The 17,101-nt window shown below is 40.7% G+C and carries 16 protein-coding genes; all 16 read left to right on the top strand.

What is annotated here, in order from left to right; genetic code table 11:
• The first annotated feature begins 1 nt into the window (after nucleotide 1).
• The 16 genes from CHF41_RS05710 to CHF41_RS05790 all read left to right on the top strand — a co-directional run bounded on the left by CHF41_RS05710 (nucleotide 2) and on the right by CHF41_RS05790 (nucleotide 17,099).
• Nucleotides 2-2,908, top strand: a complete 2,907-nt coding sequence (locus CHF41_RS05710) for an FAD-dependent oxidoreductase (protein WP_119876388.1) — start codon at nucleotides 2-4, stop codon at nucleotides 2,906-2,908.
• Between the two features lie 180 nt (nucleotides 2,909-3,088).
• A complete protein-coding gene (gene aroA / locus CHF41_RS05715; protein ID WP_119876389.1) occupies nucleotides 3,089-4,375 on the top strand; it encodes a 3-phosphoshikimate 1-carboxyvinyltransferase in 1,287 nt (428 codons plus the stop codon).
• Nucleotide 4,376: 1 nt separating this feature from the next.
• Nucleotides 4,377-4,868, top strand: a complete 492-nt coding sequence (locus tag CHF41_RS05720; RefSeq protein ID WP_119876390.1) for a shikimate kinase — start codon at nucleotides 4,377-4,379, stop codon at nucleotides 4,866-4,868.
• A complete protein-coding gene (gene pheA / locus CHF41_RS05725) occupies nucleotides 4,859-5,686 on the top strand; it encodes a prephenate dehydratase (RefSeq protein ID WP_119876391.1) in 828 nt (275 codons plus the stop codon). Before CHF41_RS05720 ends, pheA begins: the two co-directional genes overlap by 10 nt.
• Before the next feature lie 13 nt (nucleotides 5,687-5,699).
• On the top strand, nucleotides 5,700-6,989 hold the full coding sequence (locus CHF41_RS05730) for an LCP family protein (RefSeq protein ID WP_119876392.1): 1,290 nt from the start codon (nucleotides 5,700-5,702) through the stop codon (nucleotides 6,987-6,989).
• Between the two features lie 203 nt (nucleotides 6,990-7,192).
• Nucleotides 7,193-8,824 (top strand): 23S rRNA (uracil(1939)-C(5))-methyltransferase RlmD, encoded by a 1,632-nt coding sequence (gene rlmD / locus CHF41_RS05735; protein WP_119876393.1) that lies wholly within the window; start codon nucleotides 7,193-7,195, stop codon nucleotides 8,822-8,824.
• A 19-nt stretch (nucleotides 8,825-8,843) separates the two neighbouring features.
• Nucleotides 8,844-9,125 carry a CD1845 family protein gene (locus CHF41_RS05740; protein WP_111689996.1) on the top strand — a complete coding sequence of 94 codons (282 nt, stop codon included), beginning with the start codon at nucleotides 8,844-8,846 and terminating at the stop codon, nucleotides 9,123-9,125.
• Nucleotides 9,126-9,202: 77 nt separating this feature from the next.
• Nucleotides 9,203-10,240 carry a DUF6017 domain-containing protein gene (locus CHF41_RS05745; RefSeq protein ID WP_119877145.1) on the top strand — a complete coding sequence of 346 codons (1,038 nt, stop codon included), beginning with the start codon at nucleotides 9,203-9,205 and terminating at the stop codon, nucleotides 10,238-10,240.
• Nucleotides 10,240-10,725: a PcfB family protein gene (locus CHF41_RS05750; RefSeq protein WP_111689997.1), complete on the top strand. Its 486-nt coding sequence runs from the start codon at nucleotides 10,240-10,242 to the stop codon at nucleotides 10,723-10,725. Before CHF41_RS05745 ends, CHF41_RS05750 begins: the two co-directional genes overlap by 1 nt.
• Nucleotides 10,722-12,506, top strand: a complete 1,785-nt coding sequence (locus CHF41_RS05755; protein WP_119876394.1) for a VirD4-like conjugal transfer protein, CD1115 family — start codon at nucleotides 10,722-10,724, stop codon at nucleotides 12,504-12,506. Before CHF41_RS05750 ends, CHF41_RS05755 begins: the two co-directional genes overlap by 4 nt.
• Nucleotides 12,507-12,669: 163 nt before the next feature.
• Nucleotides 12,670-12,981 (top strand): single-stranded DNA-binding protein, encoded by a 312-nt coding sequence (locus CHF41_RS05765; RefSeq protein ID WP_111690001.1) that lies wholly within the window; start codon nucleotides 12,670-12,672, stop codon nucleotides 12,979-12,981.
• 3 nt (nucleotides 12,982-12,984) lie between these two features.
• Complete coding sequence (locus CHF41_RS05770; protein WP_000394022.1) at nucleotides 12,985-13,200, top strand: Maff2 family mobile element protein; 216 nt, start codon at nucleotides 12,985-12,987, stop codon at nucleotides 13,198-13,200.
• Between the two features lie 18 nt (nucleotides 13,201-13,218).
• A complete protein-coding gene (locus CHF41_RS05775) occupies nucleotides 13,219-14,085 on the top strand; it encodes a VirB6/TrbL-like conjugal transfer protein, CD1112 family (protein WP_119876395.1) in 867 nt (288 codons plus the stop codon).
• Between the two features lie 19 nt (nucleotides 14,086-14,104).
• The gene (locus CHF41_RS05780; RefSeq protein ID WP_119877146.1) at nucleotides 14,105-14,368 is read left to right on the top strand and encodes a conjugal transfer protein; all 264 of its coding nucleotides are present in this window, start codon (nucleotides 14,105-14,107) and stop codon (nucleotides 14,366-14,368) included.
• Nucleotides 14,369-14,371: 3 nt separating this feature from the next.
• A complete protein-coding gene (locus tag CHF41_RS05785; RefSeq protein ID WP_119876396.1) occupies nucleotides 14,372-14,761 on the top strand; it encodes a PrgI family protein in 390 nt (129 codons plus the stop codon).
• Nucleotides 14,673-17,099, top strand: coding sequence for a VirB4-like conjugal transfer ATPase, CD1110 family (locus CHF41_RS05790; protein ID WP_119876397.1), 2,427 nt, complete (start codon nucleotides 14,673-14,675; stop codon nucleotides 17,097-17,099). Before CHF41_RS05785 ends, CHF41_RS05790 begins: the two co-directional genes overlap by 89 nt.
• Nucleotides 17,100-17,101: the final 2 nt, after the last annotated feature.

Below are 17,101 nucleotides of genomic sequence, written 5' to 3' on the forward strand. Positions count from 1 at the left end.
CATGACAAAAGAACTTTTTGAAGCCGTTCGCCTAGCTTCTGGAGTAGAACTAAAAAATAGAGTTGTAGTCTCTCCAATGACCACTCAGTCCGCTTATTTTGACGGAAGTATGACAGAAGAATTAATTCGTTACTACGCCCACCGTGCGGGCGAGGTAGGTGCTGTCATCGTCGAATCTGCCTTCGTGGACAATTACGGTCGTGGCTTCTACGGTGCAGTAGGGATTGACAAGGATGATAAGGTTGAAGGTCTAGCTCGTCTTGCAAAAACTATTCAAGACAAGGGTTCAAAAGCCTTTATCCAAATTTACCACGCAGGTCGGATGGCCTTCCCAGAAATGAATGAGGGGAAAAATCCGATTTCTGCTTCGGCTGTAGCTGCCCTTCGTCCAAACGCACCCATACCAACAGAGATGACCCATCGTGAGATTTTGGATATGATTGCAGCTTTTGCTGAAGGTGTGCGCCGTGCTATCCGAGCTGGGTTTGATGGAGTTGAATTGCACGGTGCCAATACGTACTTAATCCAACAATTCTTCTCTCCACACTCAAACCGTCGTGAAGATGCTTGGGGTGGTAGCAGAGAAAAACGGGCAAAATTCCCAGTTGAAGTCGTGAAGGCAGCAAAACGCGTGATTGAAGAAGAAGGGGCAGAAAATTTTGTACTCGGCTACCGCTTCTCGCCTGAAGAATTAGAAGAGCCTGGTATTCGTTTTGAAGATACCATGTATCTCTTGAATACCTTGGCAGAATATGATTTGGATTATGTCCATTTCTCAATGGGAATCTACACTCGTAATTCCATCGTGGATGTCAATGATCCAGAAATGCTCATTACAAAATTCCTTGCAGAGCGTTCTGAAAAACTAGCCCAAATTCCTGTCATGGGTGTCGGAGGTATTCTTCAAAAAGCAGATGCTGAGGGTGCGCTCGCAGCCGGTTATGATTTGTTAGCTGTTGCCAAAGGCTTTTTGACAGAGCCAGACTGGGTGAGCGTCATCCGTGAAGGTAAAGAAGTTCGTCCATTTGCAGATATTCACGACCGTGAAGAGTTGGTCATTCCAACGCCTTTGTGGCAATTTATGGATGATACCTTCTTCTTGGTCAAAGACATTGAACAAGAAAAGAAAAAACAGGCTCGCTTGGCGGAATTAATGAGTCAGGATCTAGCCTTTACTCCTGGTCAATACCACGTAACCGCGCATGGTCACAATAGTGAATTGCCGATGGTCGTGACCTTTGATGAGACGCGCATTACCGCCATTGAAATTGATAGTGGTAGTGAGTCAGCAGGTCTTTCTGACTTGGTATTTGAACGGATGCCAAAACAAATCATTGAGTTCCAAACTCTCAATGTCGATGCTGTTTCAGGTGCATCATCAACCAGTCAAGGGGTTATTGATGGAGTAGCAGAAGCAGCTCTTCAAGCTAGTGGTCAAGATGCAGTGGATGTATTGAAAGCGCGTCAAAAACCAGTTATTGAGCGCTCAACAAAAGTTATCGAAGAAGAAGTGGACGTAGTCGTTGTTGGTGGTGGTGCAGCAGGGATTGCTGCGGCTCTTCGAGCAGATGAGCTTGGCTTGTCAGTTGCTCTCGTTGAAAAACTCAGCTTTATTGGTGGAGCCATTTCAGTATCAGGTGGGAATCAAGTCGTGATGGGTTCTCGTCTCCAACATGAATCAGGCGTTCTTGACGATACACCTCAATTGATGATGGAAGACTTTCTTGAAAATGGAAACCACAAAAATGTCATGGAACTCCTTGAGCTCTTGGCTAATAATGTTGGTCAAGCAACGGATTGGGTGCATGACTATGTCGGTGTAGAGTACGATATGGCTGGTGGCTTGCATGTTCTTGCTGAATACCGTAAGAACCGCGAATTGGCTTATGCCCACGGTGGTCACGGATTTGCGGCTTCTGTTCGTGCAAAAATGGCTGCTTCATCTGTCAACTTGTTGCTCCAAACCAAGGCTGAAAAACTCTTGACAGATGGTCAAGGTCGTGTGACAGGTCTTGTTGCGGTCGAAGAAAATGGAACCACCCACCGCATTTCTTCAAAAGCAGTCATTCTTACAACAGGTGGTTACGGAAACAACAAGGCCATGCTCTCAGATGAATTGAAAGGTGTCTTGTTCTATGGGACACGCTCATCAATGGGAGAAGGAGTACAGATGGCACAAGCGCCAGATGTCAACGCGGCAACCTTGATGATGGATCTCGGAAAAATCTATCCAAACGGTGTCGAAGTCTCACCAGGTACTGCCAAATCAACCATCGGAGGAAATATTGCTGTCCTTCGCGAAAATGGTCTTTTGGTCAATACCAACGGCCAACGTGTGGTCAATGAACGCGCAAGTAACCACGACATTCTCGATGTCCTTATGGAGCAAGAATCCAAAGTTCTCTATCTCCTACTTGACCAGCATCATTTCTCTATCTTCCGTAAGGAAATTGCAGAAGGTGGTATTTCAGAGAAAGAAGTAGAAGAATGGTTGGCAAGTAATGGTAGCAAGACTCCATACCTCTTCCATGCTGACACGCTAGAAGAATTGGCAGACTTAGCAGGTATGGACACTCATGCTCTTGCAAATACCGTTGAGCGCTTCAACAGCTTTGTCGCAAATGGCAAAGATGAAGATTTCAACCGTCAAATCGAATTCCTACAAGTGCCAGTTGGTGAAGGACCGTACTACATGATTGAGCAAAAACCACGTTTTGCAACAACTATGGGTGGTCTAGTCGTTAACAGTCGCCTAGAGGTGATGAACCAAGACGGTCAAGCGATTGCAGGCCTCTATGCTGCCGGTGAAGTAGTCGGTGGTGTCATGGGAACAGACTCTCCGTCTGGCGCTAACAATGCTTGGGCTCTGACATCTGGTAAACTGGCTGCAGAGCAGCTTGCAAACTAATTTATATGAAAAAAGAGTTTGAGATGACAAGGTCTCAAGCTCTTTTTCGATAGCAACAGACCTGGATATTCGGTAACTAGAAGGGCAAAAAACGAATCATTACCAGATGAATGTGTTTTCAAGACGGAAGCAGTCTAGTAATTTATGATATAATAGGAAAAATAGGGAAGGAATCACATCATGCAGTTAAGAACAAATGTAGATAGACTAGCAGGAAGAGTGCGCGTGCCAGGTGATAAGTCAATCAGTCATCGCTCAATCATGTTTGGTAGTATAGCCCAAGGAGTGACGAGGGTCTACGGCATTTTACGTGGCGAAGATGTTTTGTCCACCATGCAGGTCTTTCGTGAGCTGGGAGTGACTATTGAGGATAAGGGTGACGTCGTTGAGATTCACGGAGTGGGCTTTAACGGCTTGCAAGCGCCTAACAAGCCCCTTGATATGGGAAATTCTGGAACATCTATCCGCTTGATTTCAGGTGTTCTAGCTGGTCAGGATTTTGAAGTAGAGATGATTGGCGATGACAGTCTTTCAAAACGCCCGATGGATCGGGTAACGATTCCTTTGCGTCAAATGGGAGTAAGCATTTCTGGGCAAACCGAGCGCGATTTACCACCGTTGACCATGAAAGGAACAAAGGACTTGCAGCCGATTCAATATTCTCTACCTGTGGCTTCAGCTCAGGTCAAATCTGCTCTCATTTTTGCAGCCTTACAGGCTCAAGGTGAGTCTGTTATTATTGAAAAAGAATTGACCCGTAACCATACAGAAGACATGATTCACCAGTTTGGCGGTGAGATTAGCATCAATGGCAAGGAAATCCGCATTAGCGGTGGTCAAACCTTTACAGGCCAAGAAGTGCAGGTACCAGGAGATATTTCAAGTGCAGCCTTTTGGCTGGTTGCAGGTCTCGTCGTTCCCAATGCCAAGATTGAACTTGAGAATGTCGGAATTACTAAAACCAGAGCAGGGATTTTAGAGGTCATTGAAGCTATGGGCGGGAAGTTGATTCTTAGTCAGGTGGATGAAGTAGCCAAATCAGCAACCCTGACAGTCGAGGCCTCAGAACTGGTAGGTACTGAGATTGCTGGAGATATGATTCCCCGTCTGATTGATGAATTGCCCATCATTGCTCTTCTTGCCACACAGGCAGAGGGCACGACTATTATTCGTGATGCCCAAGAGCTCAAAGTCAAGGAAACCGACCGCATTCAGGTAGTGGCTGACGCTCTCAACAGCATGGGAGCAGACATTACACCGACCGAGGACGGCATGATTATTAAAGGAAAAACACCGCTTCATGGCACAAGTGTCAACACTTTTGGTGACCACCGCATCGGCATGATGACAGCCATTGCCAGTCTTTTGGTCAAAGAAGGCGAAGTGCATTTGGAGCGGGCAGAAGCAATCAACACTAGTTATCCAAGTTTCTTTGAGGATTTACAAGGATTAATAGGAGAAAAGTAGTATGGTAATTATTTTACTAGGTTTCATGGGCGCAGGAAAGACAACGGTTTCCCAGCATATCAAGCGCCCTTTTTATGATATGGATACGATCATCGAAGAAAAAATTGGTATGTCCATCTCTGATTTTTTTGCGCAAGAAGGCGAAGCAGCCTTTCGGAAGATTGAATCAGAAACCCTAGAAGAACTATTACAACTGGAGGGAGACATTGTGATTTCAACCGGTGGCGGTGTGGTCATCTCAGAAAGAAATCGTGACCTTCTTCGCCAGAATCGCAAGTACAATGTTCTTCTAGCTGCATCTTTTGAGGTTTTATATGAGCGGATTAAGGAGGATAAAATCTTCCAACGTCCCCTCTTTTTGAACAATTCAAAAGAAGATTTCCACGGTATTTACGAGCGTCGTATGATGCTCTATGAGGGACTGTCTGATCTCATCATTAATACAGACCACCGTACGCCAGAAGAAGTAGCAAGGATTATTCAATGTATATAGCATTTTTAGGACCACGGGGCTCTTTTACACATCAGGTGGCACAGCAGGCCTTTCCGCAAGCAGAATTGATTTCCTATGATACGATTACAGAGGTCATGAAAGCCGTTGAGCAACATGCGGTTGACTATTCCGTCATTCCAGTTGAAAATTCAATTGAAGGTAGTGTCCATGAGACCATTGACTACCTCTTTCACCAGGCAGACTTGCGTGCAGTGGCAGAAGTTGTCCAGCCGATTTTTCAGCAGTTAATGGCGGCGTCTCCTTTAACAGACATCCAAGTGATTTACTCGCATCCACAGGCTTTGGCTCAAGGAAAAAAATATATCGATACGCATTATCCGAAGGCCCGACTTGAAGCAACAGCAAGTACCGCCTATGCAGCTCGTTTTGTTGCAAGCCACAAAGACCAGCCCTTTGCAGCTATTGCTCCGCACGCAGCAGCTCAGGAATACGGGCTTGAGATTGTCGCACAAGACATTCAGGAAATGAGCCAGAATTTCACCCGTTTTTGGGTCTTGGGAAATGAGGAACAGGCTTTGCCCTTGACATCAACAAGCAGAAAATGTTCGCTTGCTCTGACTCTGCCAGACAACCTACCGGGGGCTCTTTATAAGGCCATGTCAGTGTTTGCGTGGCGGGGAATTGATTTGACCAAGATTGAAAGCAGACCCTTAAAAACAGCTCTGGGAGAATATTTCTTCATTCTTGATGCAGAAAATAGCCAATCAGAACTATTGGAGTTTGCCTTAAAAGAATTGACAAGTCTAGGGATTTCTTATAAGATTTTAGGAGACTATTTTATTTATCAGGCTCAATGAAGAGGGAAGAACGATGACAAGATATGAGAGTAACCTCACCCATCATGAGGAACTAAGATTAGATTATTTACGAAAAAATATTCATTACTTAAATGATAGGGAACAAAGAGAACTAGCCTACCTAGAACGCAAATTAAATGGCGATGTTGTCCAATCATCACGACCAGCCCCTCGTAGAAGCCGACCAGTAGAGCTAGAAGACTGGGCAGAAGAAGCTGAAGATTTTCGTGATTTTGAGCTGGAATCAGAAGAGGGGATTCTCCCTGTTTATCCTCGTCAGCAAAAGAAAAAGCTAAAGGCGCGTCCCATTAAGCAACCCAAGATTCGCAAGAAGAAAAAGGGCCGAATCAAGCGTTTGCTTATGCTCCTTTTACTAGGAATTGTCCTGCTACTGGGGGCTTTGGGCTTCATGTTTGTCAAAGGGATGAATGGTGTTGAAACCAAGGCCACTCCAGAAACCTTTAACGGTCAAGCTACCAAAAATGGGGTGAACATCCTTATTCTGGGAACAGACGGACGGGCTGGGGAGACTTCAGACATGACGCGAACAGACTCGATCATGGTTTTAAATGTTAATAATAAGGACAAGAAAGCCAAGCTCGTTAGCTTCATGCGTGATACCTTGATTGATATGGATGGAGCAGATTACAAACTGAATCTAGCCTACACATTTGGAGAGCAAAACGGTCATAAGGGTGCTGAAAATATCCGTGAGGTCTTAAAAGATCATTTTGACATTGATATTCAGTATTATGCTATGGTGGACTTTTCAACCTTTGCGACAGCTATTGATACCCTCTTTCCTGAAGGGGTGACAATTGATGCTAAGTTTGGAACCGTAAATGGACAACAGGTGTCATCGGTTGATGTTCCGGATGATTTACATATGGAAAATGGCTTGGTACCGAACCAGACGATTCCAGTCGGTGTCCAACAAATGAATGGGGCAACCCTGCTTAACTATGCTCGCTTCCGTAAAGATGACGAGTCAGATTATGGACGTACCAAACGTCAACAACAGGTGATTGCAGCTATTTTGACACAGGCTAAAAATCCGCTCAAGCTTTTTGCAGGAGCAGAAGCACTTGGAAAAGTCTATGCCCTCACTTCGACCAATATCCCACAAAGCTTTCTAGTAACGAACGGGCCATTTATCATGTTGGATGCTAAAAATGGCGTTGAACAGACAACGATTCCAGCATTGGGTGATTGGGTTGATGAGTATGATATCTATGGTGGCTTAGGAATCAAGATTGACTTTGAAAAATACCAAAAACGCTTGAGCGAATTGGGCTTGCGTTGATGTCCTCTTTGCTAAAATATGATATACTAAAGGTTGGAACAGAGGTTTCAACCTTTTATTTTGGGAGCTTTTAAGCCGTGTCTTGCTCCGTAAGGTTCGAGAAGAATAACCCACTCGTTAGCCGAGTGGTAACGGTTGATACTCGTCAAACCGAAACGCCTATATAGAGTATGAAAAGATGCCAGTAAAATAGAAAGAGATGGATGATGAAAAAGAATGATATTGTAGAAGTAGAGATTGTGGATTTGAGTCATGAGGGGCAAGGAGTCGCAAAGGTAGATGGTTTGGTCTTTTTTGTGGGAAATGCCCTGCCGGGTGAGATGATTTCCATGCGCGTGCTCAAGATCAATAAGAAAATCGGCTATGGTAAAGTCGAGGAGCGCCTCACTACATCTCCTGACCGTAATGAAGCGATTGATGTCGCTTATTTACGAAGCGGAATTGCTGATTTGGGGCATTTAGACTATGAAGCGCAACTCCGATTTAAAACCAAGCAGGTTAAGGATAGCCTCTACAAGATTGCAGGAATCAAGGAGATAGAAGTACCACTCACGCTTGGTATGGAAAAGCCCTTTGCCTACCGAAACAAGGCACAAGTCCCTGTCCGCCGTGTCAATGGGCAGTTAGAAACAGGATTCTTCCGCAAAAATTCGCATGATTTGATGCCGATTGAGGATTTCTATATCCAGCATCCTGAGATTGACCAAGTGATTGTGGCCGTGCGTGATTTACTGCGCCGCTTTGACTTAAAAGCTTATGATGAACAGGAAAAATCAGGTCTCATCCGCAATGTCATTGTCCGCCGTGGGCATTATACAGGTGATATCATGGTGGTCTTTGTTACCACCCGTCCTAAAATCTTTCGCATTGAGCAGCTGATAGAGCTTTTGGTGGCGCGGTTCCCGCAGATTAGCTCCATCATGCAAAACATCAATGACCGAGACACCAATGTCATCTTTGGACCAGACTTTCGCCTGCTCTACGGAAAAGATGTAATCAGTGATCAAATGCTGGGCAATACCTTTGATATCTCAGCTCAATCTTTCTATCAAGTCAATACTGAAATGGCAGAAAAACTCTACCAGACAGCTATTGATTTTGCTGCTGTCACGCCAGATGACATCGTGGTTGATGCCTACTCTGGTATCGGAACGATTGGACTATCCTTTGCCAAGCACGTAAAAGCTGTCTATGGTGTCGAAGTTGTTGCACAGGCGGTGGAAAATAGCAAGCGGAACGCCAGCCTAAATGGCATTACAAATGCGCACTATGTCTGTGATACAGCGGAAAAGGCTATGGCAAACTGGGTCAAGGAAGGGATTAAAGCAAATGTCATTGTCGTTGACCCACCGCGCAAAGGCTTGACAGAAAGCTTTATCAATGCCAGCTGCCAGATGAATCCAGACAAGATTGTCTATGTTTCCTGCAATGTCGCAACCCTTGCGCGTGACCTCAAACTCTACCAAGAACAAGGCTACACACTCCGCAACATCCAGCCAGTAGACTTATTCCCGCAGACGCATCACGTCGAGACGGTAGCATTATTGTCCAAACTTAATGTCGATAAGCATATAAGTGTTGAAGTAGAGCTGGATGAACTTGATTTGACAAGTGCGGAGAGCAAAGCTACTTATGCTCAGATTAAGGAATATATATTAGAAAAATTTGGTTTGAAAGTTTCAGCACTCTATATTGCCCAGATTAAAAAGAAATGTGGAATAGAGTTGAGAGAAAATTATAATAAGTCAAAAAAAGAAAAACAAGTTATTCCACAATGTACACCGGAAAAAGAAGATGCTATTATGGATGCGTTAATGCACTTTAAAATGATTTAAGAGAAGGGAGGGGTATTATATGAGGTGGATATTAAAAATAATCTTGTTTCCAATAATATTACTTCTATCAATACTAATTTCTTTTCTAAAATTCATAATTAGTGTTAGTGGAATGATTTTAGGGATATTATCATTCTTAGTGGTGTTAGGTTCGATTGCAGCACTTATACAAAAAGATACAACTACCTTTATTCAGGCATTGATAATAGCATTTTTGATAAGTCCTTATGGACTACCTAAAATAGCATTATGGATTACAGCATATATTGAATTTGCAAGAGATAGATTGAAAGAAATATAAAGAAACTATTGAGGCGATAGAGAAAAATACTATCGTCTTTTTTCATGCCAAAAATTGAAAAGAAAGGAGGGGACGATGTGAGTATGTATTTATTTGATGAACAGCCTATTGTTGCAAATAAAGCATTGGCAAGAGCGCTAGGGTTAAATGAAGCCTTAATATTGCAGCAAATAAATTATTGGATTGAGATAAATAAGAAGTCCGGTAAAAACTATCATGACGGGAAATATTGGACATACAATTCTATAAAGGCATGGCAAGAAAAAGACTTCGACTATATGAGTGTTGATACAGTAAAAAGAACTTTTGCTAAGCTCGAAAAGGCGGGTTATCTTTTGGTAGGAAACTATAATAAAGATCCAAGAGATAAAACAAAATGGTATACGATAAATGATGAAAGATTAGAAGAATTATATCTTGAATTGAACAGGAAAAAACTGGAGCATGAAAGAAAAATTTTAGAGAAAGAAAGTCAAAACGCTATGCACAATGCATTAGGGCAAAATGCCCCAATGGAAGAGTGCAAAATCCACCAATGCAATGACGCATATAGCATTGATGCATTTGATGAAAATCCACCAATGCATTATGGCAGCTTGCATGAACCATTACCAGAGATTACTACAAATAATTCATCAGAGAATACTTCATATATTTCATCAGAGAATTCCTCCCACCTACCCATCCATAAATATGAGGACTTGTATATGAGGGACGGATTGGAGGGAGGGACTAAAAAAATAAAATCATATAAATCCTGTTTAGAAGAACTTAGAGAAAGTACAGGGTATAACGAACACATGGAATTAGGAAATAAGATTATTGCAAAAACATACGATGAAATTATTAGAGTTTTAGCCGATGTAATGATATTAAATGCAGATGATACAGTTACTATCAATCAAACAAAATTACCTGCATATATAGTTCAAGAGAGATTTAGAAGTTTAGATTCATCGCACATGGAGTATCTCGTAAATGCTTTATCAGAGAATGAAGCTAAAATAAGAAATGTCAGGGCATTTATTTTAACGGCGGCATATAATGCACCAAGCAATATGGATGCCTATTATACAGCACTTGTTAGTTATGACATGAGGGAAGGAGGACTTTAATGATAAATGAAGAAATTGCAAATAGAGTAATAAGTATTGAAATAAATGTATTTAAAGCAACATATCAAGAGATATTAAATCATATCAATAAATTACATCAGCGATCAAAACAACATGGCAGTTTAGGGAAATTAGTTAAAGCTGAAGGTAGTGAAGTAAAGCTCAAGGATATGGTAAAGAAAGGTCAGCTTGAAGAAATTCCGGTTGAAGAAGCGGAGCTTAAGGAACTGAAAAGAGAACTTAATCGGTATGGTGTTAAGTTTTCAGTGATGAAGGATAAGGAAACAGGAAAATACTCTGTATTCTTTCAAGCCAAAGATATGAAGGTTATGGATAGAGCCTTTAAGCACGCATTAGCACAGTCTGAAAAGAAAACGGAAAGGAAAGAATCTATTCACAAGAATATTGAGAAGTTTAAGGAAATGGCTAAGAACTCTGTTTCCAAAGATAAAATCAAGAATAAACAAAAGGAGCAGAGCCTATGATAGATAAAATATTAAAGGACATCAAAGGCTTATTTAAGGTGCAGGATAAGGCAAAGTTTCTAAAGCAAAACATTCCCTATCTTGCATTTTTTTATTTAGGAAACATCTTTGCCCATCATGTGAGAAGCTATACCGGTGGTGATGTCATAGATAAAATCTTTCAGGGAATATTAGAACTTAATACCATGAGTTTTCTTCCAAGTATTCATCCGGTGGATGTAATCACAGGAGTCGGAGTGGCTGTACTGATTAAATTTATTGTTTATACCAAAGGGAAAAATGCTAAGAAGTTTAGACAGGGAAAAGAGTATGGCTCAGCAAGATGGGGAAATAAGAAAGATATTGAGCCATACATGGATGAAAAGTTTCAAAACAATATCTTGCTTACCCAGACAGAACGCCTAACTATGAATGGTAGACCGGCTAATCCAAAGTATGCTCGTAACAAGAATGTACTTGTAATCGGTGGATCAGGAAGTGGTAAGACAAGATTTTATGTCAAACCTAACCTTATGCAGATGCACTCGTCATATTGCGTAACTGATCCGAAAGGAACGATAGTCCTTGAGTGCGGTAAGATGCTTGAAGATAACGGATATGAGATAAAAATCCTAAATACCATCAACTTCAAAAAGAGCATGAAATACAATCCTTTTGCCTATATCCGTTCTGAGAAAGATATTCTGAAATTGGTGCAGACAATCATTGCCAATACTAAAGGTGAGGGAGAAAAAGCAGGCGAGGATTTTTGGGTCAAAGCGGAGAAGCTCTACTACACAGCCCTTATAGGATACATCTTCTATGAAGCTCCAAGAGAAGAAAAGAACTTTGCTACACTACTGGATATGATAGACGCTTCAGAAGTAAGAGAAGATGATGAAACCTATATGAATCCGATAGACAGACTCTTTGAAGCACTTGAGAAAAAGGAGCCTACACATTTTGCAGTCAAGCAATATAAAAAATATAAACTGGCTGCTGGAAAGACAGCAAAAAGTATATTGATTTCTTGTGGTGCAAGGCTTGCTCCTTTTGATATTCAGGAACTTCGGGACTTGATGAGTGAAGATGAACTTGAGCTTGATACACTGGGAGATAGAAAGACAGCACTCTTTGTTATTATCTCTGATACAGATGATACCTTTAACTTTGTAGTTTCGATTATGTATTCACAGTTATTTAATCTCTTGTGTGATAAGGCGGATGACGAGTATGGTGGCAGACTTCCTGTTCACGTAAGATGCCTCCTTGATGAGTTTGCAAATATCGGCTTAATTCCAAAATTTGAGAAGCTCATAGCCACAATCAGAAGTAGAGAGATTTCAGCGAGTATTATCTTACAGGCACAATCTCAGCTAAAGGCGATATATAAGGATAATGCCGATACGATTGTAGGAAACTGTGATAGCACATTGTTTTTGGGCGGAAAGGAAAAGACTACACTTAAAGAACTATCTGAAACACTCGGAAAAGAAACAATAGACCTTTACAACACATCGGAAACAAGGAGTAATCAAAAGAGTTTTGGTCTGAATTATCAAAAGACAGGGAAAGAATTGATGAGCCAAGATGAAATTACTGTAATGGACGGAAGCAAGTGTATTTTTCAGCTTAGAGGTGTTAGACCTTTTCTTTCAGATAAGTACGATATTACAAAGCACAAGAACTATAAGCTGCTTGAGGACTATGATAAGAAAAATTTATTTGATATAGAAAGCTACATGAAACGGAAAGGAAAAGCAAAACTGAATAGGGAAACAGTTATTACAAGAATGCAGTAAGTCTACAAAATAGATTTGCTGCTTTTTTATGCAAAAGTAAGGAGGCAAGATGATAAGGATCAGAAGTCCCACCGAGTAAAAAACTAAATAGTATGAGTATAGCGATTGGAAAAGTAATACTTCCGGTCGCTTTTTTTATTGAAAAGAAAAGGAGAAATTTTTAATGAAGCAAGAAATGATTAACATCAACGCCAACTTAGTGGCAGAACCTACTTTCTCAAGTTTTGAAAAAGAGGGCGAAGAAGTAGAAGTTGTAAACTTTACGCTTGTAAAAAAGTATGGAAAAGGAAAGGAATATATCAATTGTGCAGCCTACGGAGAAAAAGCAGAGAAAGCAAAGGACTTTGAAAAAGGCAATCTGATTCATGTATTCGGCTACTTTAAGAAGCGTGAAAAAGAGGGAAAGACTTACAAAAATTTTGTAGTGAAGTCATACAACAAGATTGAAAAGAAAGAAGAAAATGAGGAGGAATAAATTATGGAATTTTTCGCACAGGCAGTAAATGTATTAAAGATTTTAGTTATGGCAGTAGGAGCAGGACTTGGAGCATGGGGTGTCATTAACCTGATGGAAGGTTATGGTAACGATAATCCGGGAGCCAAAAGTCAAGGGATCAAGCAATTGATGGCGGGAGGAGGTATTGTCCTTATCGGACTTAAGCTGATTCCACTTCTTGCAAATGTACTCAAGTAAGAGAAAAGGAGAGCTTAGATGTTTGGAATATTCGACAAGATAGAAGAATTCTTTAAGGAGCTTCTACTGGGCGGTATCCAAGCAAACTTAGAGTCCATGTTTCTTGACATCAACGACAAGGTTGGTGCAGTTGCAACAGATGTAGGAAAAACTCCTATGGGGTGGAACGGAGATGTATTTGCTTTTATCAAGAGCATTAACGATTCAGTCATTATTCCCATAGCGGGACTAATCATCACAGCAGTCCTTTGTATCGAGCTTATCAACATGGTTATACAGAAAAATAACCTACACGATAATACAGATACCTTTGAATTTTTCAAGTACATCATAAAGATGTGGATTGCTGTATGGTTAGTATCTCATGCCTTTGAGTTTTCAATGGCGGTCTTTGATGTAGCACAGCATATGGTAAATAAGGCGGCAGGGGTGATAAACACCTCTGCCACCGTTTCCGGAGATCAGATAGTGGCGATGATGGATACCCTAAAAGAAAAGGGACTTGGAGAGCTTGTTATGATTCTCTTTGAAACCTCGCTCATTAAGGTTGCCATACAGGCAATTTCCATAGTGATTATGCTTGTGGTTTACGGAAGAATGTTTGAGATTTATGTTTACTCATCGGTTTCAGCCATTCCGTTTGCCACGATGGGAAACAAAGAATGGGGGCAAATTGGCACAAACTACATCAAAGGATTATTTGCACTTGGACTACAAGGACTCTTTTTAATGGTTTGTCTTGGAATATACGCAGTATTAGTTAAGACGATTGAAATAACAGATATACACACAAGCACCATGACGATACTTGGTTATGCGGTTTTGCTAGGGTTAATGATGCTAAAGAGCGGAACACTGGCCAAAAGCATATTAAATGCACACTAAAAAAGAAAGGAAAGATAGTATGAATAAAAGAAAAACAGTATTTACAGCAGTAGTAATTGGAGCAGGCGTTATGGCGATAATTGATAGAATCAGACTTCATAACAAGGTAGAAGAATTAGAAGAAAGGACACAGGACATTGGTCGCTGCCATAATGATTTTTGCTTAATGCAGCAAAGATATAACAAAAATACAGATGAACAGCTTGCAATTATTCAGGATGAAATAGGCTCTGTATATGAACACCTTGAGGAACTGTCAAAGGATAAAGAAGATGGGAGGTAAGTTATGGCGTATGTACCAATCCCAAAGGACTTAAAGAAAGTTAAGACAAAGGTAGCATTTAACTTAACGAAAAGGCAGCTCATAGGATTTACCATTGCAGGGCTTGTTGGAATACCGGTCTATTTATTTATGAGAAAGGTAGTACCAAACGATATAGCTGTCATATTTCTGATTGTGTCCACACTTCCAATCTTTTTTATCACACTTTTTGAAAAGGACGGACTGACCTTTGAGAAATATTTTAAGCACATCTATTTGCATAAATTCTATCAACCACAAAAGAGAGTGAGAAAGGAGGTTTACCTTGAACAAGAAAAGAAAAATTCAGCAAATAAAACTCACGCAAAACGAAAAGGCACTGAGAAGTCAAAAGCGGGACTTAAAGCAAAATAAGGGAAAGATTAAAAAAGACAGTAGTATACTTGACCTTATTTTTAAGAAAGAGCCGAAAAGATACACTGTTGAAGATACCATTTCCTATCTTAGACTCTTAAAAAGCGGGATATGTCAGCTCGATGAAAGGCACTTCAGTAAAAGCATAGCCTTTCAGGACATTAACTATCAGCTTGCCTTAGACGAAGATAGGGATTTGATTTTTAATCAGTTTGCAAATTTCTTAAATTCCTTTGATCCAAGTGTCAGCATTGAGTTTTCCTACATCAACCAGCTTGGACGAAATGAAGAAATGAAATCGGCAATTCAGATACCGGATAAAGGGGACGGATTTGATGATATACGACTTGAGTTTAGAGAGATGCTAAAAAGTCAGATTGTAAAGGGAAATAACGGACTGAAAAAATCAAAGTATGTAACCTTTACAGTAGAAGCGGATAATTTAGAGCAGGCTACATCAAAACTTGAAAGACTGGAGATAGATATATTATCTAATCTCAAAAGCATGGGGGTAAGAGCTGAAAGCCTTACCGGAGAAGAAAGACTAAAGATACTTCACGATATATTAAATCCGAATAAGACCTTTGAGTTTTCCTACAAAGACCTGAAGAAAAAGGAGAGTACCAAGACATATATCGTGCCTGATGAATTTAACTTTATACCTTCAAGGTATTTTAAGTTTGGGAAGTTTATCGGAGCAACAAGTCATTTTCAAATCCTTGCAAGTGAGCTTTCAGACCGTATGCTATCTGAGTTTTTGGATATTGATGATAACATCAATATCTCTTTTCATATTAAGGCAATCGACCAGTCAGAAGCCATCAAGATGGTAAAACGAAAAAACACCGATATTGATAAGATGAGAATTGAAGAAAACAAAAAGGCGGTAAGGTCAGGCTATGATATGGATATTCTTCCAAGTGATTTAATTACCTACGGAGAAGATGTAAAGAGCCTATTAAAAGATTTGCAGACAAGAGATGAGCGTATGTTTGTGGTAAGTATTGTCTTTATGAACTTTGCAAGGACAATTCAAAAGCTCGATAACACCATCGCTCAGATAAGCTCCATTGCAAACAAGCATAACTGTAAATTGAAAAGACTTGACCATACGCAGGAACAAGGCTTAGTGAGTGTGTTGCCTCTTGGGATAAATAAGATTGAAATAGATAGAGGACTGACAAGTTCATCAACAGCAGTCTTTATGCCATTTACCACAGAGGAGCTTTTTATCAATTCAAGTAACAGCCTGTACTATGGACTAAACGCTTTGAGTCATAACCTGATTATGGCGGACAGGAAGAAACTCAAAAATCCAAACGGTTTAATTTTAGGAACTCCCGGAAGTGGTAAGTCATTTTCTGCAAAGCGTGAAATGGCAAATGCTATCTTGGTAACTGACGATGATGTTATTATCTGCGATCCGGAGGGAGAGTATGGAAACCTTGTAAGACAGTTTAAGGGAGAAGTGATAAAGGTCAGCAGTAAGTCAAAAGACTACTTAAATCCCCTTGATATAAACATGAACTATGGCGATGGAGATGCACCTCTTAAAGACAAGGCAAATTTCATTATGTCCATGCTTGAACTTGTAGTTGGAGGAAGCGGACTTACAGCAGAAGAAAAGTCGGTTATAGATAGATGCCTTCCTAAAATTTATGAAAAGTATTTTGAAAATCCGACTCCTGACAATATGCCGATTCTTCAAGACCTATACGATATGTTAAAAGGGCAGGAAGAAAAGGTCGGTAAGAAGCTGGCAACGGAGATGGAAATATATGTATCAGGTTCTCTTAATGTCTTTAATCACAGGTCAAATGTGGACTTAAATAAGAAGCTGCTGTGCTTTGATATTAAAGAGCTTGGAAGCCAGCTTAAAAAAATCGGTATGCTTGTCATTCAGGATCAGGTGTGGAATAAGGTATCGCAAAACAGAGGAAACAAGGCTACAAGGTACTATATAGATGAGTTTCACTTGCTCTTAAAAGATGAGCAGACAGCTTCATACTCGGTTGAGATATGGAAGCGTTTCAGAAAATGGGGAGGTATCCCGACGGGTATCACGCAGAATGTCAAAGACCTGCTTATGAGTAAGGAGATAGAAAACATCTTTGATAATACGGACTTTGTCTTAATGCTAAATCAGGCTTCGGGAGATAGAGAAATCTTAGCAAGAAAACTTAAAATCTCACTTCCACAGCTTCGGTATGTAACTAACTCCAATGAGGGCGAGGGACTCTTATTCTTTGGAAATACCATTGTGCCTTTCCTTGATAAATTTCCGAAAGATACTATTCTTTATCAGAAGATGACTACCAAGCCTGAAGAAGTGAGGTAGCT

The organism is Streptococcus respiraculi (assembly GCF_003595525.1).
GTDB classification, from domain to species: domain Bacteria; phylum Bacillota; class Bacilli; order Lactobacillales; family Streptococcaceae; genus Streptococcus; species Streptococcus respiraculi.